The following is a 25,863-nucleotide window of genomic DNA, read 5'->3' on the forward strand; positions in this document are numbered from 1 at the left end:
GTGGACGGGGCCCACGCAAGGTTCAGTGTGATCGTCGATCAGGATCTGTGCATGGGGTCCGGATACTGCGTTGCGCAGCACCCGGAGTTGTTCAGTGCGGATGCGGATGGCACTGCCGTACCGAGGGCTGCTGGGGTGCTGAACGAGGACCAGGTGGCGAAGGCCGATGAGGCAGCGCACCTCTGTCCGGCAAGCGCGATCGAGCTGGTGCGCTCGGACTAACTTCCGGCGGACAGCTCGTGGGCCAGCAGCTCATCGAAAGTGAATGTGCCAGTAGGCCGGTCGTTCTTACCGAGCAGGTACACACGCTTGACCGCGGCCAGAATCGACTCGGCCACCACATCGCGATAGTGGGCGGCGCTCAGAATGGAGACATCGTTCGGCGAGGTGATGTACCCGATGTCCACCTGCACGGTGGGCATCCGGGTGAGGCGCAGCAGGTCCCACGTCCGGCCGTGTGCTCTGCAGTCGCGTAATCCCGTGCGAGCAGCCACTTCTCGCTGAATAAAGTCGGCCAGCATGTGTCCAATGGTGGACACCGAGCCATGCAGGTTGCCGAAGTGATAGGACGCGACGCCGCTGGCGGCCACCGTCGGTTGCGAGTCGAAACGCAGGCTGATCATCAGATCGGCACCCACATTGTTGGCGTAGGTGGCGCGGTCGATATCGGTGGGGTTGTTCTGGATGGCGCGCGAGATGTACGTGTCCATACCGATCGCTGTCATCCGGCCCTCGAGGCGACTGGCCAAGTCCCACAGGATGTCTGCCTCGCTGGTCGGGCCCTCGCGACCCGGAACGATGACTCCGCGGTCGGCGCCGCCGAGACCGGGATCGATCACGATGCGCTTGCCTGACAGCTGTGGGCCGGCGTTGCGGACGTGTTCGGTCTCACGAATCGCGTGCGCGGATCCACCGGTGACGTGTCGACCCAGCAACTGGAACGAGCGCAGGGTCTCGGGTCCACAAATACCGTCCGCGGTCAGCCCGTACTCCCGCTGGTACGACATGAGCGAGTTGTAGGTCTGCAGCCCGAAGTTCCCGTCGACCAGGCCCGTGTAGAACCCAAGATCTTGCAGGCGCTTCTGCAGAGTCGCCACATCGTCGCCGTACATGGGTGCGGAGAACTGGTGAAAAAGGGTGCGAGCCCCGAGCCGATAGGAAGCTTCCTTCAGGGTGCGATAGGTCGCGGGTCCGACGACACCATCGACCAACAGGCCGCGGCGCTGCTGGAACGCGCGCACGGCGTCGTCCAAGGTCGGGTCGAAGTGGTCGGGCATGACGTGCCGACCGGTCGCAAGCACCTCATCGGGATCCTCCAGGAACCCGAGTGCGGTGAGCACCTCGCGTACCTCGCTGACGGCGGGGCCTCGATCGCCGCGGCGAATGTTCGACGCGCCTGTCGTCATACTCCGCCTTTCGCAAGAAACCGCACTGTCACCGACCGGACACGGGCTGCCCGTCGTCGGGACGGCACTATTGTCTCAGATGCCTAGGCGATGAGAGAAACTCCCGGCCGAGTCAACCGACCGGTGTCGAACCGGTTAGACGACCCCGTCCAGCTCACGCAGCAACGCCGACTTGCTCTTGGCGCCGACGATCCGCTTGGTTGCCTCGCCGTTCTGGAAGAGAATCAGGGTGGGGATCGACGTCACCTGGAAGGCGCGTGCGGTCTCCGGGTTGGCATCCACATCGAGCTTGGCGATGGTCAGCGTTTCGCCATGGTCCTTGGCGATCTCCTCCAGCACGGGGGCCACCATCTTGCAGGGTCCACACCAGGTCGCCCAGAAATCCACCAGCACGGGCTTATTGCTGGAGACGACATCCTGCTGGAATGAGTCGTCGGTGACGGTAACGGTCGCGTGGTCGCTCATGGGTTCTCCTTGTGATGGGTGGCGGTGAGGCTAGGCCTCGACGAGGGTCTGGGAATGCGCCGTCTCGGCGAGCCAGCGCTCGGCGTCGATGGCTGCGGCACAACCACTTCCGGCGGCGGTGACGGCTTGCCGGTAGGTCCGGTCAACGAGGTCGCCCGCAGCGAACACGCCTTCCAGTGAGGTGTAGGTGCTTCTGTCGCGCACCAGTACGTACCCGTCTGAATCGACGTCGACGACATCCTTAACGAGTTCGCTACGGGGATCGTGCCCGACGGCGACGAACATCCCGGTGACGGGCAGCTGCGAGGCCTCCCCGGTCACGGTGTTCTCGAGCTTGAGCCCGATCACCGAGTCGGTGCCCTCGACCCCGAGGATCTTGGTGTTGGTCAGGACGTTGATCTTGGGGTCCGCGTACGCGCGCTCCAGCATGATCTTGGACGCGCGGAACTCGTCGCGGCGATGGATGAGTGTCACGCTGCGGGCAAACCGTGTGAGGAAAGTCGCTTCTTCCATCGCGGAATCGCCGCCGCCGATGACGGCGATGTCCTGATCCTTGAAGAAGAAACCGTCGCAGGTGGCACAGGAGCTCACGCCCCGGCCCAGCAAGGTGTCCTCGCCCGGTACCCCCAGATACCGCGGAGCGGCGCCCATGGCCAAGATCACCGCGCGGGAACGGAAGACCTCGCCACCGACCGTGACAGTCTTCACAGGGCCCCGCAGGGAGACCTCGTCGACATCCTCGGTGCGCAGGTCGGCACCGAAGCGAATGGCCTGCTCACGCATCTGGTCCATCAGGTCGGGACCCATGATGCCCTCGCGGAAACCCGGGTAGTTCTCGACCTCGGTGGTGGTCATGAGTGCCCCGCCGAACTGGGTGCCCTCGAAAACGATCGGCTTCAGCTGGGCGCGGGCTGCGTAGACCGCCGCGGTGTATCCAGCGGGTCCTGAGCCGATGATGATGAGCTCATGGATGTCCGATTCGGACTCGGTCGATACAACCTCCGACATGCGGTTCCCTTCTGATCCGATCTGAGTGCCTGTTGGAGACAAAGGCCATGCGAGTGCTGAAACAACAGCCTAGAGCGGGATGTTCCGTACCGGGCGGGCGGTGGGAGATACGGGTGCTGTCCGGCCTTCTAGCGGGCGGGTGACGCGCCGATTCGGGTCTGTGCCACCCGCTGGGGATCGGACTGGCTGCAACCGGGCCGGACGGCCACCGCCAACAGTTCACCGGGACGTTCGGCGGGCAGCACCATCAACACCGCGGGACCGTCGACGTCCAGGGTCTGCGCTCCGAGCACGGGCGTTGAGGCCGGGAAGCCGAGGCCGGTGAGGCAGGACGCGCGCAGTGCGGGGTCCTCGAGGGTGCCGAATGTGGGGGTGCGGCCGACGAGTGCGGTGATCTCGTTGCCAGAAATCGGGAAGGCGGTCTGGCCCAGGGCACTCTGCGGCGGCAATTCCGGCGCCATGGGCGCAGCGGTCTTGGGCGCGATGTACTGCGATAACGACGGGCCCGCCACGGTGGCGGTGGTCTCAGAGGTGCGCTGGTTGTTCTGCGCGACCACGGTGATGGCCACCGCGATACAGGCGGCCGCGGCCAACCCCGCGCCCGAGAATACGAGCCAACGGCGCTTTGCCGCGGGGCGCCGGCGATGGTCCAGGGGAACCGGGCCGGTCACCAGGTTGAGGCGCGGGTCCGCGGGCCGGACGGCATCCGCAGCTACCACGGGCAACGTCGACTCGGCCGACTCGGCGTGCAATGCGGCAACGATGCCGTCGACGACAGACGCGGGCGCATCGGGGGCGGGGCTTTCCCTCCACGCCACCAGGTCGTCGCGCACACGGTCGAGGGCGGCGAGTGTCGTGCGCGCGTCCGGATCCTGCTCTGCCCGTTGCCGAAGTATCTCGGCGTCGCGTGCGTCATAGACGCCTGCGTGTAGGTCGGCCAGGACGTCGAGTGACAGCGGTACCTCAGCGAGGTTCACCTTGTCGAGGTTACCTTCGCCATCGGCGGTGTCCGGCGGATTATTGACCATGTGAATCCATCATCCTCGTACCCAGCTACCGCTGGCCACCCGCGTTACCCAATTCGCAGGCGGATCATGACACGGCGGCATACGGTTAGTGGTCGATGGTTTCCGGTTCGACGGAGCCAGCCTTGTCGAGATAGTGCAGGGCGACGGCCAGACGTGCGCGGGCTCGGGCGCAGCGGCTCTTCACCGTGCCCTCGGGCACGCCGAGCAGCTCAGCGGCATCGGCCACCGAATATCCGTGCATGTCGACGGCGATGACCGCGGCGCGCTGTTCGGCGGGCAGCCTGAGCAGGGCTTTCTGGATGACGATCGAGGTGTCGATATCGGTCGAGGGGTCTTCGAGGGTGTAGACATCCTCTTCGAGTTCGAGCGGGCTGTGCACCTTGGTACGACGCAGTCGGTCCAGACAGGCGTTCACGACAATGCGGTACAGCCAGCTGGTGACCGCGGCATCGTTACGGAAATTGGCGGCTCCACGGTGCGCTGAGAGCATCGCTTCCTGCAGCGCATCGGCGGCGTCTTCGGGGGTGCGGCTGGTGGCCCGAGCGAGCCGGTAGAGGCGACGGTGGTGACGGCGGAATAGCTGCTCGAAAGCGGAAGGGTCGCCGGCGACGTGGGCAGCCAGCAGCTCGGCGTCCGAGTGTTGAGGAGCGGTGAGAACCCCCTGAACCATGCCCACACGCGCACACTAATAAGAAAGGGGGGTGACGTCGACCACAAAGTCAGCCCATAGCAAACGGTCGTACAACTTTCAACGATAGGCGGCAGCGATACCGGTAACTGAACAACATGAACCGCAGTACAGTCGCTAAACAATAGGTTGCCATCGGGTTTCAACCATGCTGAAAAAGACGACTTGAGCTTGTGGACCGATACTGAAAACCGTTCGATAACCGCTCGACGGTCAGGCGTTCCTGCAGCTAGGAAGCAGTGGTGACGGTGATCTCGCCGATCTCCGCATGGTGATCACCGTTGGTGGAGCCCAGTTTGTTGATCCACACCAGCACATGAGAGACCTGCGAACTGCTGGTGATCGGGATCGTCGTTTTGCCGGGCTGCAACGTCGTAGAAGCGGAGATCTCCTTGGTGTCGTTGAAGGAGCCGGGTGTGGCCGAGTCGGCAGAACGAATCTGCACTTGCGTTCCGACACTGTGAGATTCGATCGTGACGCTGCTCAGAGCGCTGGCCGACTGTAGATCGAGCAGTAGTCCAACCCCTGGCTTGAAGATCACCGGGAAGGGATCGGCGTCGGTGTAGGTGTCGGTCGACCATGACGTGGAAGCGTTGCCGTCCACCGCCAGATTCGCCTTGCCGGGTTGGTCGGCGTCCGGGCCCGGAGGGAACACGGTCGCCTGCACGATCTTGGCCGGGCTACCGGGCTTGGCGGCGTCACCGTTGGCGGACTGGGTGGGTAATCCGATACCGATGTTGATCTTGTCCAACGGGCCGACATCGCCGAAGATCCGCGTGACCCAGACCCCCAGCGCGATGCACAGCGAGATGACCAGGACACCGACCACGCCGAGCCCGATCAGGAAGATCTTCCGGTGCCGGGCCGCTTCCTCGGGGTCCTCGTCTTCGTCGTCCTCGTCGTAATCGTCCTCGTCCGCAGGGTCCCCGGAATCCTGGAAACCCTGGGGGCGACCGATGCTGAACGACTGTGTGGGTGCTGCGGCGGCAGGCTCCAACATGGTGGTGTGATCGACGCTCGCGATGGCCGATTCCAGGCCGTCGAGCAGGTCCGCGGCAGAACCGGGATCATCACCGAGCGCGCGAGAGGCCACATCCGAGATCTCGGCGGGGATGGTCGGGACGATGACTCGTGGCTCAACGGGGCGACCGTCGGGCGCGCGGTTGGCGCCGGGCAGCCCACTTGGCTGACCGGTTTCGGCCAGCGGCCAGCGGCGGGTGGTGAGTGCGTACAGGGTGGCGCCGAGGCCATGGACGTCCTCGTCAGCGCTGGCCGAGGAGAGTGTGGCGGGGAACGCGAGCACGGCGTCGCCGTCGATGCTGATGCGTACGCGATCGGGGTGGTCGATGCTCAGCGCCGACCCGGCCTCGAAAGCAGCATCGGCGGCCTCGGCCAGGGATCGAACCGCCCGGCTGGCGCCCACGGCGGAGGGTTCGGTGTCGGCAACTTCGCGCAGCGAACCGCCGCGGACCCACTGCGCGACGATGATGCCGCCGGTTCCTTCGCGTACGGCGTCCAGCACACGCGCGAGGCCTGAGGACCCAATCTTGCTGAGCCGCAAGGTATTCGACAGGATGTCCTGCACCTGATCGGAGCTGAAGGCAGCACCGTCAATGATGGTGAGCGCTACCGGGCGATTCAGCTCGGTATCGGTGGCCTGCCAGAACTGCAGCCCGTCCGGGCCCCCGTGCGAGGTGAGCAGACGGTAACGGCCGTCCGCGATGCTGGCACCCGGCATCACGGAGGTGGGGACTGCGCCCCCGGAGGGGGACTCGGTGGAAACAGACCGGGTCGATGACCCTGGGGTGTCTGTCACGGCCCTGCCCTTTCTCGTATCAGCGCCGCCCCCGTGCACTGATTTGTTTGCGGTTGTCAGGCCGACAGCGTCGCCGCCGCCGACTCGATCACCCGAATCAGGGTACGGCAGGGATGGCGGTGGGGAGTTGCCCATGACCGAAGCGTGATCTTGGATGCCGATGCCGAGCCGGCTGCCCAGGCGGCGCTGCAGCAGCACGACGATGCTCAGTGCCTCGGGAAGCTTGACCGCCACCATGGCCGCGAAGGTGACGGTGAGCATCACGGTGCCGAGGATGACCAGCCGCAGAATCGAACCGAGGCCGCCGCCTGCCCGGGTGAGCAGATCGAGGTCGAACCCTCGGTCGATGCCCAGGCCGACGGCCGCCGCGGTACCCGAGGTGGCGAGGGCGATCAGCACCGTACGGACCACGCCCGGGCCGATGAGCGGCCCTGCCGCGCGCCCGATGCTTCGGCGCAACAGCAGATACCCACACACGGCGCCCGCCACGAACCCGAGTCCGTTGGCGGCACCGAGATAACCGGCGACCAGGCTGGGATCGTCGGTGAGGTGCGGGGCGATCACCGAGCAGACAATCTTCACCGTGGTGATCACGATGACTATCAGCGTGGGTGTCCACGCCTCATGGCGCGCATAGAACACCCGAAGCTGAAGCAGTACAAGGGCATACGCGATGAGAGTGAAGGAAGAAAGCGAGATTGAGAGCCCGAGGTAGTGGGCGTCACCGAGGGTGAAGTGCCCGTATGCGGACAGCGCCGGACCCATCGCCGGACCGGCGACGGTCATCACCGCAACGACCGGGATCAGGACGACCATCGTCAGCCGCGTGGCCAGAGATATGTCGCCCACCACCGCAGAGGTGTCCTCGGCAGCGGCGTTGCGGCTGAGCCGCGGCATGATCGCGGTCAGGATGGTCACGCCGACCACCCCGTAGGGCAGCTGCAGGATCATCCAGGTCTGGTTGTAGATGATGGGACCGGAATCGGCTGCGCCGGCGGCGATCCGGTTGGTGATGACGAGCCCCAGCTGGCTGATGGCGACGTACGCGAACATGGCTGCGGCCATACCGGCGAACTGCTTGAGCCGGTCATCGACTCCCCACAGGGGGCGCAGGGGGATCCCCTGACGACGAATGGCGGGAATCAGCACCGTGGCCTGGGTGACCACGCCGAGCGTGGTGCCTATGCCCAGCACCAGGAGTTTGGGATCGCTCATCCGGGTCGGATCGAGGGTGAGTTCCCCGGGCATCAGCCAGAACAGAATCAGCGCGGCGATCGCGACGACGTTGTTCCACACCGGAGCCCACGCGGGTGGTCCGAACACATTGCGGGTGTTCAGGATTGCCATGAATACCGAGGACAGTCCGTAGAACAGGATCTGCGGGAGCAGTAGGTACGCCAGCGCGGTGGTCAGCGGCGTGCTCACCTTGGGGTCATCGCCGAGCATCAGCGCGGCCAGCAATGGCGCAGCCAGCACCGACAGCACCGTCGCCACCACCAACACCGATGTGGCGATGGTCAGCAGCTTGCGCATGAATGCCTGACCGCCGTCGGCATCCTCCCGCTCGGCGCGCGTGAGCACGGGGATGAATATGGCGGTGAAGGTGGCCTCGAGCACCAGCGCGGCAATGATGTTGGGCAGCTGGTTGGCGGTCGAGAATGCACTGGCGGACGCGGCGCCGAGCGCAGCGGTGATCAACAACAGCTTGATGAATCCGGTGATCCGGCTGACCAGGGTGGCCACCGCCATCGAGCCGGAATGCGCTACGACGGCCGCATCCGAGAGCTCTTCGATCGTGTCGTCGGATTCCGGATCGGGTAGCGGGTCCAGCGACTTTCTCACGGCTGCCACGGGCTGCCCCTCCCGCCGGCGGAAACCTCATCCTCGCGGTCGAGATCGGCGCGGTCGGGTTGGCCGCGGAAGCGATGCCACAGGCGCCGCCCCGTCAGCGCGAAGAGCACCGTGGCCGCGCCGATGGTGATGAAGAACAGCGGTTTCCCATACGCGTTGGAGTGCACCGACAGGCGTACCGGGTCACCTAGGGGCAGACCATCAGGGGTGTGCAGCGTTACATCGACAGCCATGCGCTGGGAGACATTGACCTCCACGGGCACCTTCACCGGCAGGAAGCCGGGCGGAATCTCTTGTACGCCAACATCTGTGGCACTCATACCGGCCGGCGTTTCGACGCGCAGAGCGACCCGGATGGGCACCGGAAGCTCGTTGCGCAGCACCAGCGGTAGCGGGCTGTGTTCGGTGGCCAACGTGTAGGAGCCACCCGGATTGACGACGGTGACAGCGTTAAACAGGTCACCGACCGTGCGGCGGATGGCCGAGAGCCGTTCCTGCGCCGTGTCGTCGCGAGCATCGGGTGGAACGCTTTGGCTCACCGCGCGCAGGGCGTCCTGGCGTAACGGATCGGTGTACTGAACACCGGTGAGTCCGGTGCGGGCGTCCACGGTCAGCGCTGCGGTGAGGCCCCACAGCCGCCGGACCTCGTCGCCCAGCCCGAGCGACACCCCATCGTCCACGGCGCCCGGCGAATCCACGCCGAACGCGGTGTCCACCGGGTTGGGCTGGGCACTGGCGCGCGCCTCGCCGATGACGGTCGGCAGCGGGCGCGGTATCGCGAGTCCGGCGTGCAGAAGCGTGGACGTGGTGGAAAGGATGGCGCGGGCCTCGCCGTCGGACAGGTCCCAGGTGGCGTCCGGCAGCAGAATCGTCTGGCGGGGAGTCTGCTGGGGTGTCAGCGCCTGCCAGGCCATCGCTCCGAGCGCGTCCTGCATCCGCGCTACGCGCGAATCATGTTGCAGGGTAAAGCGAAGTGACCGGGGCACGTAATCGGGCGTGGTGGGGGTGCGTCCGGCGGCGCTTAGCGCGGCGCCCACCGATGGGTCGAAGGGTGCCGCCACGACGGTGTCGGATACCCGGCGCGGGTTGAAGTCGGGCGGAGTCTCCTGATCCGCGGGTAGGGCCGACACCGCGACGGTGGGGCCCTGCCCGGTGAGCAGACCTATGCCCGCCTTCGAGAGATGACCGTCGCCGAGGAGGGTGGCACCGCGCAGGCTGTTGATTCCTAGAATCTGGTCGAGCACATCTGCGGTGCCGGTGGTGGCCTGATGGGCCAGACCCTCATCGGCCATCTGAGCAACAGCATCCAGTCCGGCCTGTGCGTAAGGCAGCGGTGTGACGCAGGTGCGCTTGGCCAACGCCCGCAGCCTGTCGAGCCAGGCGGCCGCGAGTCCCTGCCCGGTGCCGGGGTGCACCGGACCGGCGGGATCAGCCGAATTGTCGAGGACCTGGTAGCCGAGTGTCATCTCGTTGACGGTCACCAGCAGATCGGGGTCGACGGCCAGGCAGACCGTGCGGGCCAAATCTGCCTTGGGGTCGACGACCGCCTCAGTCGCGAACTCCAGGGCTCCCAGCAGCGCGTCCAACCGGCCTCCGGGTGACAAGGAGCGTTCGAGCTGATCGTCGAGCAGCCGCACCGGCGCCGGCCCACCGGGCTGACCGGGTGCCAGCCGCGGGCGGTCGGCCAACGGCCACAACAGCGTCAGACCCACGGGGCGAGAGGTGTCGGGTGCGACCTCGGGTTCGGCGGCGGCACCGGCGGGGGGCGGAACTCCGAGAACCGGCAGCAGGAAGCGCGCGTCATCGAGCCGGGCAGCCGCCCCGTAGTCGGGGGTGCCGTTGACGTTCACCAGGGCGGGATACACCCCCGGGGTGGAGATGTTCCAGGTTGGTCCGGTGCCACCCCGCAACGGGAAGGCGAGCGTGAAGGGGCGCTGCTGGCCCTGCTCGAGAGTGCCTGCGAGAGCGACGAAATCACCGATCGGCTGGTACTGATCGTGGCGGCCATGAAGATTGGCGCGTAACTCGGCGCTGGTCGCGACGGCCTCGGCGCGCTCCAGCCGAACGACCACGTCGGTCACCGGGCGATCGCCGACGTTGACCACCGTTCCCCGCACCGTCACGGTTGAATCGACGGTGGTGACGGTCTGCGGGGTGACCTCGTCAAGGACAACCTTGAGGAACTGCCCGTCCCGATAGGCGTGGGCGCGGGGTGCGGCCCAAGGAGCACCCAGCAGGACAAGTGCGAGGACGGCAAGTACCGCCGCCACACGCGTCGCGTTGCGAAGCGTGATTCGAGTCATTGCTGTGGTCCACGCCCGGTTCGTCGGCCCGGTGTCCTGTGGGTGCTGGAGTGCGTCTGCGGGCGGCGTCTCGGGGTGGACGGAGGCAAGGGGGGCAGCGATTCGGGCCCGTCGGTGTGCAGTTTGTCGATGAGGTCGCCAGCCACTTGGGCCAGCCGCCGCTCATCGGCGTACGCCAGCCGGGTGGGCAGTTCCTCGAGGGGGACCCAGGCGACCTCGGTGACTTCGACATCGTCATCGGAGAGCTCTCCGCCCAGCGAGCGCATCAGATAGTGGTGGACGGTCTTGTGTACGCGTCGCCCCTCGGTGACGAACCAGTAGTCGATGCTGCCGAGTGCGGCCAGCACGCTTCCGCGGATACCGGTCTCCTCGGCGACCTCCCGGATGGCAGTCTGTTCCGCCGTCTCGCCCTGTTCGATATGGCCCTTGGGCAGTGACCACAGCATTCGGCCACGCCGGTCCGTCCGCCCGATGAGGGCGGCCACCTGGCCGTCCTTGGGGCCGTCGATGCCTGCGATGACCAGGCCACCGGCGGAGGTCTCGCGGACGGTACGTAACGAGGTTCCTGCGGCGCCACCCTTCGGGCGCCCGCGCCCGCGGCCCTTTGCACCCGCAGCACCGGTTCCGTTGGTTGCGTGAGGAGCGCCCGCGGCAGGGGAGGCCGCCGGAGTGCCAGCGCCTTGCGCCCGGCCCTGCGATCGGTTGCGCCGACCGCGTCGCGACCCCCTGCCGCGCGCTGAGGCGGGGTTCGAGCCGGGTTCATCCGACGACCCACCCGTGCGGGAACCGCCGGAGGAGTCAGACACCCATGTGATAGTAGTTCCCGCTACTGAGAGCCCCCGTGATACGCGCCGGTAGGCTGCCCGACGTGCCCGAATCGATACCGTCCGCCGAGCTGCTGGCCACCGCCGCAGTGACCCTGAACCGGCACAAGAAGATGCTGTCGGAGCTGGGTGCACTCTTCGATTCGGCAGGCTTTGACCTGTATCTGGTGGGCGGTACCGTCCGTGACGCCTTGTTGGGCAAGTTGGGCACCGATCTGGACTTCACCACCGATGCCCGCCCCGGGCAGGTGCAGGAATTGGTGGCCGGCTGGGCCGAGGCCATCTGGGATGCGGGTATCGCCTTCGGCACCCTCGGCGTGGTGCGCAAGGGGCAACGGGTGGAAATCACCACGTACCGCAGCGACAGCTATGACCAGCAGTCGCGCAACCCCGAGGTGGTGTTCGGCGACAGCCTCGAGGGTGATCTGGTGCGCAGGGACTTCACCGTCAACGCGATGGCGGTGAAAATCGGGCCGGACGGGCCGGGAGAGTTCTGCGATCCGCTGAACGGACTGGAGGCCTTACGCGCCGGGGTGCTGGACACCCCGTCGGCTCCGGAGATCTCTTTCGGTGACGATCCGTTGCGCATGCTGCGCGCGGCCCGCTTTGTTTCCCAGCTGGGTTTCACAGTGGCGCCCCGGGTGCTGAAGGCGCTGGATGAGATGGCCGGCCAGCTGGGACGGATCACTGCCGAACGGGTGCAGGCAGAGCTGGACAAGCTGATCGTGGGCGCCAATCCGGTCGCCGGAATCGATCTGTTGGTGGAAAGCGGCCTCGGCGCGGTGGTGCTGCCCGAGGTCGGTGAGATGCAGCTGACCATCGACGAGCATCACCAGCACAAGGACGTCTACCGGCACTCGCTGACGGTGTTGGAGCAGGCGATCGATCTCGAAGACGATGGCCCCGATCTGGTGCTGCGGTGGGCGGCGCTGCTGCACGACATCGGCAAGCCGGCCACCCGTCGGCACGAGGACGGCGGCGGGGTCAGCTTTCACCACCACGAGGTCGTCGGGGCCAAGATGGTGCGCAAGCGCATGCGTGCCCTCAAATACTCCAAGCAGATGGTCGACGATGTGTCGCAGCTGGTGTACCTGCATTTGCGGTTCCACGGCTACGGGGATGGCAAGTGGACCGATTCGGCGGTGCGCCGGTATGTCACCGATGCCGGCCCGATGTTGCCGCGGCTGCACAAGCTGGTGCGCGCGGACTGCACCACGCGGAACAAGCGGCGAGCGGCGCGGCTGCAGGCCAACTATGACGGTCTTGAGGAGCGCATCGCCGAACTGACCGCCAAGGAGGATCTGGCGCGGGTGCGGCCCGACCTCGACGGCAACGAGATCATGGAGCTGTTGGGCGTTCCGGCCGGGCCGATCATCGGCCAGGCGTGGCGGTTCCTGAAGGAGCTGCGGCTGGAGCGTGGACCGCTCGATCACGACGAGGCGGTTGAGGCGCTGCGCGAATGGTGGGCGAGCCGTACCTGAGCGCGCTCAGCCGATCATGTCGTAGCCGAGCTTGCCCACCATCACCACGACGACCACCAGCAGCACCACGCGGACAAATCCTGCGCCGCGACCCAGCGCCATGTGCGCGCCGAGCTGAGCTCCCGCGATGTTCGCGACACCGAGCGACAGGCCCAGTAGCCAGAGCACGTGACCCTGCGACGCGAAGACGATGAGAGCGCCGACATTGGTTCCGGAATTGAGCACCTTGGCGGTGGCAGAGCTTTCCAGGAAGGTCATTCCCGCGATGGCGGTCAGGGTGATGATCATGAACGTTCCGGTGCCCGGGCCCATGATTCCGTCGTAGAACGCGATCAAGATGGCCGCGACCGCGAGCGCGGTGACAGTGGTGGCCCTGGTGCGCGCGGTGCCCTCCGTCGCGGTGCCGAACTGAGGACGGGTCGCGACGAACACTCCGACGGCCACCAGCAGCACGAGCACCACGGGTTTGAAGACCGATACCGGTAGCCGCGAGGCGGTGTAGGCGCCGGCGCTGGAACAGGCCGCGGCGAGCACGAATGCGCCCAGGAGCGCACGCCAGTTCAACGGGGTGCGCGGAAAGAGCCGGACGGCGGCCGAGGACGTGCCGGCCAGCGCGGCGAGTTTGTTGGTTCCCAGGGCGGTCGCGGGAGTCATCCCGGGAAAGACGAGCATCAGCACGGGGATGAGGACGAGCCCGCCACCACCCACCACCGCATCGACCCAGCCTGCGGCGGCTGCTGCACTGAGAAGCAGCGTGAGTGTTGGGGCATCCACGGGGTCAGAGATTACGGAGGGAACCGATTGCCCCCGAATCCACTCCTACGTTATGTGAACCGGTATCAGCGCAGTTTCTGTCTCCGTGGTTATCCACATGCCCCAAGAAGGCGGAACGCCCGGAGTCGCCGCGGCCTCGTATCGGGTATGGATTACTGCTTTGGTACCGGGGACGGGAGCGTCACCGCCTGGGACGTACCACCCAACGCCGATCTGGACGGCGATGGAGTCATGGACGCGGTGCGCCTGGATTTCGACGGTGACGGGTTGTTCGACGACGTGATGTGGGACGCGGACGGTGATGGTTCGGCAGACCACAGCGTCCTTGACGTGGATAACGATGGCAGGCCGGAGACGTACTTCACCGATGATGGCTTGGGTACCTGGGCGTTTCACGTGGAACGAAGCGGATCCATCAGCTGGTTCGGTCTTGACGGGATTGAACACGCCGGTGGCACAGCAGATATCGATGGGGACGGGAAGCCCGAGCAGCTGGTCGACGCCGACAACGACGGAGATGCTGAAAGAGCTTTCCGGACAACTGATTCAGGTACCTCCGTGTATGCGGACACCACGGGTGACGGCCGCTGGGATGTCGAACTCACCGATGCGGACGGCGACGGGATTGCCGATGCCGCCCGGCCGCTCGGACCGCCGCACCCGTCAGCGCAGAATGCGGTCGAAGGCGCGCCCTAGCGCCTCCGTCCACCCGATGGTGGGGTCGGACTCGTCGGCAACCCAGGCGGGATGATCGATACTGAGCCGTCCGTCACAGGTGGTGATGAAGAAGCTCGGTGGAAGTGTCGTGGCGCGTAACCCGATATGCCGACCGCGGACGGTGGCGCGGAAGTCGTGTACGCGCAGTCCCTCCGGCAGTCGCAGCGCAGGTATCGGACCCCAGTTCGTGACCATGAGTGGATTCTCGATGCGCGGTTGCTGTCGCTGCGGTTGGTGCAGAAATACTTGGTGCACAGTGTGATCCGCGAGGCCGCTAGCCAGAGAATCCAGTACGGCACGAGCCAGGCGCAGTGGGTCGTCATCGGGTACGACAGCCAGAATCGCGGTGTCGGCACCCTGGATTACTGTCCCTTGCGCCGCGGTGATGGGTGCCGCTGTTCGTGTGCGCAGGTCCACCGATGACGTCAGGCCAAATGTGACCGCGCCTTGCGACCGCGAAAGCGTATGAGCGGCCGCCAGAATCGCGGCACACACGACTCCGTGCACGGTGAGGCCTGCCGCGTGCGCCACATCGAACAACCGCGTGGTCTGCTCGCGCCCGAGCCGGGTGCGCCCGTGCCGAACCACGACCGTCGCGTCGACCGTCGTTTCTGCTCGTGGTGCCGGGGGCTCGCCGGCCTCGGGTATGACGTAGCCGCGCGCGGCAAGGAACTGCTCTAGGGAGAGGGCGAGTGGATGCGCACGGATGGTCCCGGCCGACCCCGTCTCGACCACGCGGGTGTAATACGTGCACAGCACTTCCAGATAGCGCAGCGCGGCCCCTGCGTCGGCGATGCTGTGATGGGTCAGCAGCGTCAACCGAAAGTCAGTGCCGGTCTGTGCCACGTCGATGGCACAGACCGCGTCGAGGTCGGCGATGGTGAACCCTGCCCGGGGAAGGGCGGTGGATGTACCGATCTGCAGGGCGGGCGGATGGGCGGCGTATTGCAGCGCGTACCCGTGCCCGGCAGAAACAATCTGCGCGGAAAGCACCGGGTAGCTTGCCAATAGGGCGCGGAAAGCCGTTGTCAGAGCACCGATTTTGAGAGCGCCGCTGCCGAACGCCGAGTACGCCACGGTGCTGCGATTCCCGGCGAACATCGCTTCCGAGGGATACAGCGGGCGGATGGTGGCCCCGGCGTTCACCCCCGGCCGGTGCCGGGCGGGCCGGCGAAGGCCTGGGCGATGGAGAGCCACTTCTCTGCGTCCGCGCCGGTGGCCTGCAGATCCAGCTCGGCGCGCGGACGCCGTTGGGTCACCAGGTAGCAGAAGTGCAGTGCCGATCCGGTGACGCGCTGTGCGGCATCGTCGGGGCCCCACGTCCACGTATCGCCGTCGGGTCCGGTCAGCTCGACGCGGAACGGCTCAGCCGGGGCAGCCAGCGAGTGCACGGAATACGCGTAGTCACGGGTCCGAACACCCAGGTGTGCAATCGATTTCAGGCGCGCGGTGGGCGCCGGGACCACGCCGAGCGCGTCCGCGACATCAAGGGCGTGGGCCCACGTCTCCATCAGGCGCGCGGTGCCCATGGAGGCGGAGCTCATGGGAGGCCCATACCAGGGGATCTTCACGCCATCGGGCACCGCGCGCAGCGCCGCGTGCAGTTGGTTGCGGGTATCGCGCCAGTGGGCCAGCAGCTCGGCCGGGGGAGTCTGGGCGGTCTCTTCGGCGGCCTTGTCCACGAATCCGAAGGGATCGGCCATCGCCTTGGGCAGCTCGTTGGCGAAGCCTTCGGGATCGGTGACCGCCAGCAGGGACTGCGCGTCGGTCCAATGCAGATGGGCGATCTGATGGGCGATGGTCCAGCCGGCGGCCGGGGTGTCGCGGGCCCAGCCCTCTGCGGACAGCGGAGCTACCAGTGTGTCGAGTCCATCGCTCTCGTCGCGCAGGTCATCGATGACAGCGTCAGCGGTCGAGGTCACGGGCGTGTCCTTCCGGGTCGGATTGGCTGGATTCGGCCGGGCTGGGCCAAAGAGTTCGGGTCATGTGCACGATCAGGCCGATCAAGTAGACCACTGCCCCGGAGAAGGCCAGCCAGTGCGACTGCGTGATGAAGGCGGCGGCCACGCTCATCGCTCCGGTGAAGGTGACCCAGAACAGCGAGTCCTGCACGGCGAAGACGTGTCCTCGCAGCGCGTCATCGACATCGGTCTGCATGCCGACGTCGGCGCACAGCTTGATCACCTGCCCGGCCATTCCGAGTCCGAACGCGGCAACGAGCACGATCGGTACGTACAGACTCGAGGCGATCAGCTGCAGCACGACGGCGCTGCCGAGTGCCATCCCGAGGGTGCGGCCACGGCCGAAGCGCCGGAGCAAGGCAGGGGTGGAGACCGTTCCCAGGAACGAGCCGATGCCGGTGCACGCCAGGAACAGGGCCGCGGCCCCGATCCCCGCGAACAGCGAGGCGTTGTTGCGCACCAGCACCAGAACCAACAACGTGTTGATGCCGAAAACCATGCGGTGGGCGGCCAGACCGATGAGCGCGTCGAACACCGAGGGCGTGCCGACGATGGTGCGCGCACCATGCAGCCACCCGGTGGCCACCGCATAGAAGGCCGAGCCGTGCACGGCGCGCACACTGTCGTCGGGACCCAGTCGATCGCCCGGAAAGCCGGTGGCCACCCATGCCGCGGCGAGGGTCGGCACGATCACCAGGAAAATGACTGTGGCAGAACCCAAGTCCCCCGCCCCGAAGACTGCCCGCAACATCAGCATGAAGTTGGCGCCGACGAAGGTGGCGGTGGCGCCCACCGCGGTGGCCACCGAGTTCATGGTCGCGACCTGGTCGCGGGGCACCACGTGGGGGAGTGCCGCCGAGAGACCCGATGTCACGAACCTGGTGACCCCGTTGACGATCAGCGCGCCCAGCAACAGCACCACATCGTCGGCGCTGAAGGCCAGCTCGATACCGACGAGGGCCACCAGCAGTACGCGGATCAGGTTGGCACAGATCAGCACCGTGCGCCGGTCCCAGCGGTCCAGTAGCGCACCGGCGAAGGGACCGATTGCCGAGTAGGGCAGGAACAGCACCGCGAACGCACCGGCGATGGCCCACGGCTCGGCCTCGCGTTCGGGGTTAAACAGCAATGCCCCGGCCAGCCCGGCCTGGAAGAGACCATCGCTGAACTGAGTGAGCAGCCGCACCCAGACCAGCCGCCCGAAGTCGGGGAGATCGTGGATTGCGTGCCACAGGCTCAGCGGCGAGTGGCGCGCAGTCATGTGAGTCTCTTTCGTATGTCTGGATCGGGCTACGGAAATAGGCGGAGCGCTTACGCCCACACTACAAATGTGTAGCGGTTGGCCGAGCACAAGTCATGAAACGGCAAACGGTGTCATGATGTTCAGGTGGCGCACGGGGACGAGCCCGATGAGGGCGAGGCATATGGCGAGGGTTATATGGCGCCGCCCGCACACCGTCTGCGGGCGGGTACCTTGCTGGTCGCCAACACCAATCTGTTTGAGCCGACGTTTCGGCGCAGCGTGATCTTCATCGTGGAGCACAACGACGGCGGCACCTTGGGTGTGGTCCTCAACCGTCCGAGCGAAACTGCCGTGTACAACGTGCTGCCGCAGTGGGCCAAGCTCGCCGGCAAGCCGAAGACGATGTTCATCGGCGGGCCGGTCAAACGCGATGCGGCCCTGTGCCTGGCGACCCTGCGGGCCGGTGTCAGTATCGACGGTGTGAAGGGTCTGCGTCACGTGGCGGGCCGCATGGCCATGGTTGATCTGGATGCCGAGCCCGAGGACATCGCCCCGCTGGTGGAGGGCATCCGGGTCTTCGCGGGCTATTCGGGGTGGACTATCGGTCAGCTCGAGGGTGAGGTCGAGCGCGACGACTGGATCGTGTTGTCCGCGCTGCCGTCCGATGTGCTCACCGATGCCAGTGGTGACTTGTGGGCAAGGGTGCTGCGTCGTCAGCCGTTGCCGTTGTCGCTGTTGGCGACGCACCCGATCGACGTGAGCCGAAACTAGGCCTACAGGTCGTCGCCCACCGACGGATCGGAGGGGATGACCGCCCGGCAGAAGTCCTCACCGAACGGCGTCAGGTGGATGCTGCGGCGAACGGTCTTATGCGCGCGGCCCGCTCGGCGGCAGGCCGCCACCACGTCCGGTTGTACCTCCAACACCTGATAACGCTCGGCAGCAACTGATTCCGGAGACGCCCGGACCAGGCCGAGCCGTACCAGATTGTTGGTGTAGGCGTTGTTGCGGTCGGTGTAGCGGCAGCCGGAGCGTTCGGCCACCATCGAGAGGCCCTCGGCGATCATCTCCGAGCCGACGTCGAACGGGCGGCTGGTACGGACGTCCACCACCGGTTGCGCGCCGTGCGCGGCCAGGAACCGCAGGATGCGCGCCTCATCGGGTGCCAGCTGATTGATAATCCGCGCGTAGGCCGGATGGGTGTCCTCTACGTCGGTGACATCGGCTGAACGCCGCAGCAATTCGGCACCGCGCCGGCGCAGTTCATCGCAGTCGGCGGAGCCGGACTCGGTGATGTCGATGGTGACCCGCGACGGGGCGGGCCGTTGCGGTTTGGCGAGAGTGATCCCTGCGGAATCGTTGGCCGGCAGCTGCAGCGCGTCGCGCACGGCTCCCAGCACATGCTCGGTGGCCGACAGGGCTATGTCGGTGGCCGAGCGGCCCGCCCGCACATCGTCGATGATCTTGGTGCCGGTGGTGGTGGCGATATCGGCCGACCACTTCACCCCGCGCCACCAGGTTTTCGCGGCCAGCATCGCGACCCCTTGGACCACGCGATCGGGCCGGAGCTCACGATTGTTGTGCGCGGGAACGGGCGTGTTATCGGTCATCGGGCATCATCTTGTCAGGTCGATTCGGGTCACGTGTCACCCCGCTGGCGGGAAGATCAGCAGGTGCGCCAGGCCGCCGGCCGCGCCAAGGACCGCACCGTGCACGAACAGCAACCACTCGTCCTGTTTGACCGCCGAGCGCAGCAACTCGTTGAAATCGTCGAGTGAGAGCTTGTGCATCTGGGTCGAGACGAAGGCGCCGATCTTGCCTTGGCGTTGCTTGTTGAACTCGGGGTCGGAAAACGCAAGGGGCGCAAAGCCGGTTGCCTCGATGGTGACCGATTCGGTGATCTGGTCGTATTGGCGCCGGCCGACGGCTACCCGGATGGCGCGCCGTGCGGGCCCGAGTGCTTGCTCCAGTGCCGGCCGGATGCCGTCGGCCAGCATTTGTCTGGTGCGGTCCGACCGCGGCCCGTTGAGCATCTCGTTGCCGATGTTTTCCAGGGTGATGACGTTCTCGGAGATGGTGCGCGCGTACTCCTCGGAGATCTCCGACTTGCGCTTGATGAACAGGCCCTGGCGCCACGGCACCCACTTGTTGGGATGGACGGGTTCGAAAATCATGGTGATGCCGAGGTAATTGACGATGTACCCGATGATGATGCCGCCGAGCGGCAGCACGATCCATGGAGTCCACCAGTGGTGCGGAACCGAGTGCAGGATCGCCACGAGTACGAAGCCCATGGGATAGCCGAAGTAGAAGCCGAAGTTCTGCATGAACTGCAGTTCCTTGTGCCCCATGGTCCGGAATATGTCGTTGAGCAGCTTGGGATGAGCCGTGAGATACCGGATGATCATCAGCTTGGCGTCGACGAGTTGCCCGATGTTCTCGCCGATTTGATCGGTCATGTTCTTGACGATCTGCGGCAGCTGATTCTCGATGCGCTTGAACATCATCTCCCGCAGGGCCGGCGGCAGGTTGTGCCACAGCTGCGGATCCTCGCGCTCCATGATCTTGGTGATGACGCTGCGAATCTCTGATTTGGCAATCAGTGCAAGGTGATTGGCTATGAGGTCCGGTTCGAGCTGCTCGTAGAAGTCCGAGATGCTACCGAGCTTGGCAAGGCTCTTGTCGACGGCGATGCTGGCCATCTTCTCCGCGCGTGATGGCACTATGCCCTGCCACCCGAATCGCCCGTCGGAGGTGATGGCGGGGATCACCTGTACTCGCCGGGGCAGGAACGCGTACAGCGTGCGCAGCCCGGGGATGCGCCAGCCGTAGAAACGCAAGGGTGCGAACAGCATCAGCACGCCGGTCCAGTTGGTGATGTAGCCGATGATGCCGGTGAACAACGGCACCGTGAGCAGGTCCACGATCAGCTGATCGTCGCGATAGATGTACGCGGCGATAGCGGAGGCGAGCGTGAGAACACCGACGAGGATGAACTTCACCATCTGCTTGGTGTCTTTCACGGCTCCCTTTCTGACCACGCCTGTCTACGAGTGCCCGGGAACATAACACCAAAAAATGGGTCGACATGGGCGAATACGGATCACATTCAGATGAGGTAGCGCCGCGGTGTCTAAAGATTGGACACGTCAGGGCCGAGCGCACACCGAGGAGTCGGCCCGCCCCGCGCTGGGGCATCCGCCGCAGGAACTGCCGCATCCGCCGCCCGAGGACGACATCTGTTGTGCGGCGGTGGTGTAGCGCGCCACCTGCCAGGCGGCCGCACCCACCGTCACGATGGCGGCAGCGCCGCACACCATCAGTCCCACCAAACCGATTGCGGTGGAACCAAATAAGGCTGCGAGCGCGCCCGCCGCGAGAATCAGCGCGGCCGCGGCCTGAGCGGGCGCGAGCATGCGCTGAGGGCTGCCGTGCGGTGCCCGCAGAAACGCCGTCGCCGACAGCGCGCCCAGCAGCCCGGCGAGGGCAATGGTCACGATGGCGGCGATCAGCACCCGCTCAGTTTAAGCGGGACGGGAGTGCGCTTATGCCGCGGGCGGTGCCGGCGGCACCAGCGGAGGCAGGGTGGGCAGCGGTGGCAGTCCCGGGACTCCCGGCGCCGGCGCAGCCGGAGCGTTGGGGTCGGTGCCCGGAGCAGGGGTTACGGGTGCCGCGGGCAGCGCATCCGGATCGGCGAGCGCGTTGGGGTCGGCTACCGGGGCGGTGACCGGGGCGCCTTCGCCGAAGCGCAGGCCGTTGACGATGAGGTCGGTGGCAGGAGCCTCGGAGATGGCGTTTCCGACTGTCGTGGTGACGGCCAGCTGAACCAGGTACCGGTCCTTGCCCTGCGTGATGATCACGGAGCGCCGCGAGGTGTTGAGGGTTTCACCGTCTTGCCGGAAGGTGCCTTCCACGATCGAAGAGGGGAAGCCCTGATAGGTGACCAGCGAGGCGTCGGTCGGCTGCCAGCCCTGCAGTGTTTTGACCTCGACGGGGCCGTGCGAAACGGCCTCATTGGTATCGAACTCGCCGACGAGCTTGCTCATCGTGACCTGCGCGTTGGACTGGTACAGCCCGGTGCCGTTGGCCTTGCTCACGATCACCTGGTACGCGTTGGGAACGTTGGGATCTGGCACGTTCGCCCAGTTCGCCGGAATCGGGATGCTGACGCGCGGTGCCCCATGGCTGTTCTTGGTCAGCGGCTCCAGCTTGACGTTCTTGGAAGCGAAGAACTCCGTGAGCGTGCCGTCGGCGGCGGGCGCGACCCCGTTGATCGGCGGGGCGGGCTGGAGGGGGTTCGTAGACGCGGTCGGTGCGGTCGCCGGAACGGCGGCGTTCGGGGTGGCGGGGGCGTTGGGGGCCGCCGCCGGTGCGATGGGTGCCGAGGTGGCTGCGTTCGGAGTGGCCACCGGTGCTGGAGGCGCCGGCTGTGGGTCCGCCAGTGCGATGGCGGTGGTCCCGGCGAGCAGTGCCGCGACGGAGGCCGTGGCCGCCGCGAACCTGACTGAATACCGTGTGGTCGTCACCTTCTCTGTCCTTCCGGCTCTGTCCAATGCGTGGTGTGTGAGTTGTGGACGACAACCGTGAGCGCGGGCACGCCGACCGCTATGTCGACAGTGGGCTCTCGGTTGTAGCGGTCCCGAAGTTAATAAGCGCAGCTGAGAAAGCACCCCGGACACCCCCGGAAGTGGCCGGATTGTGACCAGAGTGATTAACTCTCGTCGCCAAACCGGCGATTTCTGTTCGCTGAGCTGCCGCATTTACCCTTGATGCGTGACTGAAGCCCAGCAAGACGCCACCGATACCCCCGAGCATCGCTACACCGCGCAGCTCGCCGGGCAGATCGAGCGTCGTTGGCAACAGAGCTGGGCCGACCGCGGCACGTTCCACGTACCCAATCCGGTGGGCTCACTCGCACCGGCCGATGGCACGCCGATTCCCGCTGACAAGATGTTTGTGCAGGACATGTTCCCGTATCCCTCGGGTGATGGGCTGCACGTCGGACATCCGCTGGGCTATATCGCGACGGACGTATATGCCCGCTTCCACCGGATGCGTGGCGCCAACGTGCTGCACGCGCTCGGGTTCGACGCGTTCGGTCTGCCGGCCGAGCAGTACGCGGTGCAGACCGGTACCCACCCGCGGGTCCGTACCGAGGCCAATATCGTCAACTACAAGCGTCAGCTTGGCCGGCTCGGATTGGGCCACGACTCGCGCCGCAGTTTCTCGACCACCGACGTCGACTTCTACAAGTGGACGCAGTGGATTTTTCTGCAGATCTACAACGCCTGGTACGACGTCGAGGCCCAGCGTGCCCGCCGGATCGACGAGCTGGTGGCCGAGTTTGATTCCGGTGCGCGTACGCCGGCCGACGGCACGGTATGGGGCGAGCTGAGCGACGGCGCGCGCGCCGATCTGGTCGACTCGTATCGCCTGGTATACCAATCGGATTCGGTGGTCAACTGGTGCCCGGGACTGGGTACCGTGCTGGCCAACGAGGAGGTCACCTCGGACGGCCGCAGCGAGCGCGGTAACTTCCCGGTCTTCCGTAAGCGGTTGCGGCAGTGGATGATGCGGATCACCGCGTACTCCGACAGGCTGATCGACGATCTTGAATTCCTGGACTGGCCCGACAAGGTCAAGACCATGCAGCGCAACTGGATCGGTCGATCGCAGGGTGCATCGGTGTTGTTCGCCGTCGCCGGTGTGGGCGATATCGAGGTGTTCACCACCCGGCCCGACACGCTCTTCGGCGCCACCTACATGGTGTTGGCACCCGAGCACCCACTGGTGGACAGCCTGACGGGTGACACCTGGCCGGAGGGAACGGACGCGCGCTGGACCGGCGGGCAGGATTCGCCGCGCGCGGCGATCGAGCAGTATCGCCGCTCCATCGCCGCCAAGAGCGACCTGGAACGTCAAGAGAACAAAGAAAAGACCGGCGTATTCACCGGCGCTTACGCCACCAACCCGGTGAGCGGTAAGCCGGTGCCGGTCTTCATCGCCGACTACGTGCTGTTCGGTTACGGCACCGGGGCCATCATGGCGGTGCCCGGCCACGACCAGCGTGACTGGGACTTCGCGCATGCGTTCGGTTTACCTGTGCAGCAAGTCATTTCCGGCGGCGATATCACCGAGTCCGCGTACACGGGCGACGGTCCGCTGGTGAACTCCGATTACCTGAATGGGCTGGATATCGCCGCTGCCAAGGCGGAGGTGACGCGCCGGCTGGTGCAGGATGGCCGCGGCGAACCGCGCATCGAATACAAGCTTCGCGATTGGCTTTTCGCACGCCAGCGCTATTGGGGCGAGCCGTTCCCAATCGTCTATGGCGAGGACGGGCGACCACGCGCGCTGGGTGAGGGTGCGCTGCCCGTCGAGCTGCCGGAGGTCGAGGACTACGCACCGGTGTCCTTCGATCCCGACGACGCATCGAGCGTGCCGTCGCCGCCGCTGTCGAAGGCCACCGACTGGGTAAACGTTGAGCTGGATCTGGGCGACGGACTCAAGCGGTACACGCGCGACACCAACGTGATGCCGCAGTGGGCGGGCAGCTCGTGGTACGAGCTGCGTTACGCGGACCCGGATAATGGGGACGCGTTCTGCGACAAGGAGAACGAGGCCTACTGGCTGGGGCCGCGCCCGGCCGAGCACGGCCCGGACGATCCCGGGGGCGTTGACTTGTATGTCGGCGGCATGGAGCACGCCGTACTGCACCTGCTCTACTCGAGGTTCTGGCACAAGGTCCTTTACGACCTCGGACATGTCAGCTCCCGCGAGCCGTACCGGCGGCTGCTCAACCAGGGCTACATCCAGGCGTACGCCTACACGGACGCGCGCGGAATGTACGTGCCCGCCGCCGAGGTGGTCGAGGAGAACGGAACGTTCTCCTGGCCCGGTCCCGACGGGAAAGTCGAGGTGAAGCAGGAGTTCGGCAAGATCGGCAAGAGCCTCAAGAACTCGATCTCGCCGGACGACATCTGTGACAACTACGGTGCGGACACCCTGCGGGTGTACGAGATGTCGATGGGTCCACTGGAGTTGTCGCGGCCGTGGGCAACAAAGGATGTCGTTGGCGCGCACCGGTTCCTGCAGCGGGTGTGGCGCGTGGTGGTCGACGAGGAGACCGGCAAGATCCGGGTAACCGAAGGCGACCTGACGAGCGAGGACACCCTGCGGGCGTTGCATAAGACGATCGCCGGAGTCACCGAAGACTATGCGGCTCTGCGCAATAACACCGCAGCAGCCAAGTTGATCGAGTACACCAACCACCTCACCAAGGAGTACCCGGAGGGTGCCCCGCGTGCGGCGGTGGAACCGCTGGTGCTGTTGCTGGCTCCGCTGGCGCCGCACCTGGCCGAGGAGCTGTGGAGCCAGCTCGGACGCGATGAGACCTTGGCGCACGGCCCCTTCCCGGGATTCGATGAGCGATGGCTGGTGGCCGACACCGTCGAATACCCGATTCAGGTCAACGGCAAGGTGCGCGGCCGGATCACGGTGGTTGCCGACGCACCGGCGGCCGATATCGAGGCGGCGGCCCTTGCCGAGGAGAAGGTGCTGGAGTTCCTGGCGGGCGTTGTCCCCAAGAAGGTCATCGTGGTGCCCGGGCGCATGGTGAATCTGGTCGTCTAGTTCTGGCGCACCACAATTTGGTGCACACGCGCGTCGCGCGGCAGCCGCACGGCATCGACGATCAACTGAGCGACAGACTCGGGACGCATGTACTCATCCGGGTTGTAGACGCGCCCTTCATGTTCGGTGAGTTCCTGCTGCATCGGGGTGCTGATCCGGCCGGGATGCACCGAGGTCACCCGCAGCAGCGGCTCCTCCGCCCGCAGCACATCGGCCACGCCGCGCAATGCGAACTTGCTCGCAGAGTACGAGCCGATGCCGGGGTGCGCGTTGATTCCCGCTCCGGAGTTCACGAACACCACGTCGCCCTGTGCCGCGCGTAGGGCGGGAAGCAGGGCCTTGGTCAGTGCCACCGGCGCTAAGACGTTGACATCAAAGGTCTTACGCCAGTCCGCCAACTGCGAATCGGCGATCGTCGCCGGATAGGACACCCCGGCGTTGTGCACCAGTACATCGAGTTCGTCGATGCCGGCGGTGGCCGCCAGCAACGCGCTCTCATCGCCCAGGTCCACCGGCCATGCTGTGGCCTGCAGTTCACCGGCCAGTGCGTCCAGCCGCGTGGACGGGCGGCCTCCCAGCAGGAGTGCATGGGTGGGGGCCAGGGCACGCGCGATGGCAGCACCGAGACCGCCGCTTGCGCCGGTGATGAGAGCGAGTGGCATGCGC

Annotated in this window: 22 protein-coding genes; 5 read left to right on the forward strand and 17 right to left on the reverse strand. The window is 66.1% G+C overall.

All coding sequences use genetic code 11. The features are described 5' to 3' along the window. A complete protein-coding gene (locus AOT83_RS23500; protein WP_030097683.1) occupies positions 1–222 on the forward strand; it encodes a ferredoxin in 222 nt (73 codons plus the stop codon). Here AOT83_RS23500 and AOT83_RS23505 read toward each other — a convergent pair. The 8 genes from AOT83_RS23505 to AOT83_RS23540 all read right to left on the reverse strand — a co-directional run bounded on the left by AOT83_RS23505 (position 219) and on the right by AOT83_RS23540 (position 11,371). Next, entirely contained in the window at positions 219–1,406 is a 1,188-nt protein-coding gene (locus AOT83_RS23505) for an N-acetylmuramoyl-L-alanine amidase (RefSeq protein WP_030097682.1), read from the reverse strand. The two genes, AOT83_RS23500 and AOT83_RS23505, sit on opposite strands and share 4 nt — an antisense overlap. Before the next feature lie 135 nt (positions 1,407–1,541). Then, positions 1,542–1,871: a thioredoxin gene (gene trxA, locus AOT83_RS23510; protein WP_030097681.1), complete on the reverse strand. Its 330-nt coding sequence runs from the start codon at positions 1,869–1,871 to the stop codon at positions 1,542–1,544. A 30-nt stretch (positions 1,872–1,901) separates the two neighbouring features. Continuing rightward, positions 1,902–2,879, reverse strand: coding sequence for a thioredoxin-disulfide reductase (gene trxB / locus AOT83_RS23515; protein WP_030097680.1), 978 nt, complete (start codon positions 2,877–2,879; stop codon positions 1,902–1,904). A gap of 128 nt (positions 2,880–3,007) precedes the next feature. Next, positions 3,008–3,907 (reverse strand): hypothetical protein, encoded by a 900-nt coding sequence (locus AOT83_RS23520; RefSeq protein ID WP_057963598.1) that lies wholly within the window; start codon positions 3,905–3,907, stop codon positions 3,008–3,010. 85 nt (positions 3,908–3,992) lie between these two features. After that, positions 3,993–4,577: an RNA polymerase sigma factor SigM gene (gene sigM / locus AOT83_RS23525; protein ID WP_057963662.1), complete on the reverse strand. Its 585-nt coding sequence runs from the start codon at positions 4,575–4,577 to the stop codon at positions 3,993–3,995. A gap of 247 nt (positions 4,578–4,824) precedes the next feature. Continuing rightward, positions 4,825–8,262, reverse strand: a complete 3,438-nt coding sequence (locus AOT83_RS23530) for a murein biosynthesis integral membrane protein MurJ (RefSeq protein WP_081343829.1) — start codon at positions 8,260–8,262, stop codon at positions 4,825–4,827. Continuing rightward, a complete protein-coding gene (locus AOT83_RS23535) occupies positions 8,250–10,565 on the reverse strand; it encodes a DUF6049 family protein (protein ID WP_057963599.1) in 2,316 nt (771 codons plus the stop codon). Before AOT83_RS23535 ends, AOT83_RS23530 begins: the two co-directional genes overlap by 13 nt. Beyond that, complete coding sequence (locus AOT83_RS23540) at positions 10,562–11,371, reverse strand: NUDIX hydrolase (RefSeq protein WP_075908450.1); 810 nt, start codon at positions 11,369–11,371, stop codon at positions 10,562–10,564. Before AOT83_RS23540 ends, AOT83_RS23535 begins: the two co-directional genes overlap by 4 nt. A gap of 62 nt (positions 11,372–11,433) precedes the next feature. On the opposite strand from AOT83_RS23540, the gene AOT83_RS23545 reads away from it, so the two are divergent. Further along, positions 11,434–12,870 (forward strand): CCA tRNA nucleotidyltransferase, encoded by a 1,437-nt coding sequence (locus AOT83_RS23545; RefSeq protein ID WP_057963664.1) that lies wholly within the window; start codon positions 11,434–11,436, stop codon positions 12,868–12,870. 6 nt (positions 12,871–12,876) lie between these two features. On the opposite strand, the gene AOT83_RS23550 is transcribed toward AOT83_RS23545, so the two are convergent. Then, a complete protein-coding gene (locus AOT83_RS23550; protein WP_030097673.1) occupies positions 12,877–13,623 on the reverse strand; it encodes a TSUP family transporter in 747 nt (248 codons plus the stop codon). Between the two features lie 168 nt (positions 13,624–13,791). Here AOT83_RS23550 and AOT83_RS23555 point away from each other — a divergent pair, with 168 nt between their 5' ends. Next, positions 13,792–14,340: a hypothetical protein gene (locus tag AOT83_RS23555; protein WP_057963600.1), complete on the forward strand. Its 549-nt coding sequence runs from the start codon at positions 13,792–13,794 to the stop codon at positions 14,338–14,340. On the opposite strand, the gene AOT83_RS23560 is transcribed toward AOT83_RS23555, so the two are convergent. From AOT83_RS23560 to AOT83_RS23570, 3 genes are read right to left on the reverse strand one after another with little or no spacing between them, the layout of a single operon-like run. Then, on the reverse strand, positions 14,308–15,462 hold the full coding sequence (locus AOT83_RS23560) for an acyltransferase (RefSeq protein ID WP_057963665.1): 1,155 nt from the start codon (positions 15,460–15,462) through the stop codon (positions 14,308–14,310). The genes AOT83_RS23555 and AOT83_RS23560 overlap by 33 nt on opposite strands. 41 nt (positions 15,463–15,503) lie before the next feature. Further along, complete coding sequence (locus AOT83_RS23565) at positions 15,504–16,283, reverse strand: TIGR03084 family metal-binding protein (protein ID WP_030097670.1); 780 nt, start codon at positions 16,281–16,283, stop codon at positions 15,504–15,506. Further along, positions 16,267–17,583, reverse strand: a complete 1,317-nt coding sequence (locus tag AOT83_RS23570) for an MFS transporter (protein WP_030097669.1) — start codon at positions 17,581–17,583, stop codon at positions 16,267–16,269. The genes AOT83_RS23565 and AOT83_RS23570 overlap by 17 nt, the downstream gene beginning before the upstream one ends. A gap of 126 nt (positions 17,584–17,709) precedes the next feature. On the opposite strand from AOT83_RS23570, the gene AOT83_RS23575 reads away from it, so the two are divergent. Further along, positions 17,710–18,336, forward strand: a complete 627-nt coding sequence (locus tag AOT83_RS23575) for a YqgE/AlgH family protein (protein ID WP_057963601.1) — start codon at positions 17,710–17,712, stop codon at positions 18,334–18,336. 2 nt (positions 18,337–18,338) lie between these two features. Here the strand turns inward: AOT83_RS23575 and AOT83_RS23580 are convergent, their stop codons facing one another. The 4 genes from AOT83_RS23580 to AOT83_RS23595 all read right to left on the reverse strand — a co-directional run bounded on the left by AOT83_RS23580 (position 18,339) and on the right by AOT83_RS23595 (position 22,091). Then, positions 18,339–19,175, reverse strand: coding sequence for a DUF4393 domain-containing protein (locus AOT83_RS23580; RefSeq protein ID WP_030097667.1), 837 nt, complete (start codon positions 19,173–19,175; stop codon positions 18,339–18,341). 36 nt (positions 19,176–19,211) lie between these two features. Further along, positions 19,212–20,588 carry a hypothetical protein gene (locus tag AOT83_RS23585; RefSeq protein ID WP_030097666.1) on the reverse strand — a complete coding sequence of 459 codons (1,377 nt, stop codon included), beginning with the start codon at positions 20,586–20,588 and terminating at the stop codon, positions 19,212–19,214. A gap of 126 nt (positions 20,589–20,714) precedes the next feature. Continuing rightward, positions 20,715–21,080: a hypothetical protein gene (locus AOT83_RS23590; protein ID WP_057963602.1), complete on the reverse strand. Its 366-nt coding sequence runs from the start codon at positions 21,078–21,080 to the stop codon at positions 20,715–20,717. A 30-nt stretch (positions 21,081–21,110) separates the two neighbouring features. Further along, positions 21,111–22,091, reverse strand: a complete 981-nt coding sequence (locus AOT83_RS23595) for an LpqN/LpqT family lipoprotein (RefSeq protein WP_030097664.1) — start codon at positions 22,089–22,091, stop codon at positions 21,111–21,113. Between the two features lie 247 nt (positions 22,092–22,338). On the opposite strand from AOT83_RS23595, the gene leuS reads away from it, so the two are divergent. Continuing rightward, complete coding sequence (leuS, locus tag AOT83_RS23600; RefSeq protein ID WP_057963603.1) at positions 22,339–25,197, forward strand: leucine--tRNA ligase; 2,859 nt, start codon at positions 22,339–22,341, stop codon at positions 25,195–25,197. On the opposite strand, the gene AOT83_RS23605 is transcribed toward leuS, so the two are convergent. Beyond that, a complete protein-coding gene (locus AOT83_RS23605) occupies positions 25,194–25,859 on the reverse strand; it encodes an SDR family oxidoreductase (RefSeq protein ID WP_030097662.1) in 666 nt (221 codons plus the stop codon). The two genes, leuS and AOT83_RS23605, sit on opposite strands and share 4 nt — an antisense overlap. Positions 25,860–25,863 lie beyond the last annotated feature (4 nt).

The organism is Mycobacteroides sp. H001 (assembly GCF_001440005.1).
GTDB lineage: Bacteria > Actinomycetota > Actinomycetes > Mycobacteriales > Mycobacteriaceae > Mycobacterium > Mycobacterium gwanakae.

Bases quoted from the DNA above. Each gene is read 5' to 3' on its own strand.
- AOT83_RS23505 (WP_030097682.1), bottom strand. From the start codon at position 1,406: ATGACGACAGGCGCGTCGAACATTCGCCGCGGCGATCGAGGCCCCGCC.
- trxA (WP_030097681.1), bottom strand. From the start codon at position 1,871: ATGAGCGACCACGCGACCGTTACCGTCACCGACGACTCATTCCAGCAG.
- trxB (WP_030097680.1), bottom strand. From the start codon at position 2,879: ATGTCGGAGGTTGTATCGACCGAGTCCGAATCGGACATCCATGAGCTC.
- AOT83_RS23520 (WP_057963598.1), bottom strand. From the start codon at position 3,907: ATGGTCAATAATCCGCCGGACACCGCCGATGGCGAAGGTAACCTCGAC.
- sigM (WP_057963662.1), bottom strand. From the start codon at position 4,577: ATGGTTCAGGGGGTTCTCACCGCTCCTCAACACTCGGACGCCGAGCTG.
- AOT83_RS23535 (WP_057963599.1), bottom strand. From the start codon at position 10,565: ATGACTCGAATCACGCTTCGCAACGCGACGCGTGTGGCGGCGGTACTT.
- AOT83_RS23555 (WP_057963600.1), top strand. From the start codon at position 13,792: ATGGATTACTGCTTTGGTACCGGGGACGGGAGCGTCACCGCCTGGGAC.
- AOT83_RS23560 (WP_057963665.1), bottom strand. From the start codon at position 15,462: ATGTTCGCCGGGAATCGCAGCACCGTGGCGTACTCGGCGTTCGGCAGC.
- AOT83_RS23570 (WP_030097669.1), bottom strand. From the start codon at position 17,583: ATGACTGCGCGCCACTCGCCGCTGAGCCTGTGGCACGCAATCCACGAT.
- AOT83_RS23580 (WP_030097667.1), bottom strand. From the start codon at position 19,175: ATGACCGATAACACGCCCGTTCCCGCGCACAACAATCGTGAGCTCCGG.
- AOT83_RS23605 (WP_030097662.1), bottom strand. From the start codon at position 25,859: ATGCCACTCGCTCTCATCACCGGCGCAAGCGGCGGTCTCGGTGCTGCC.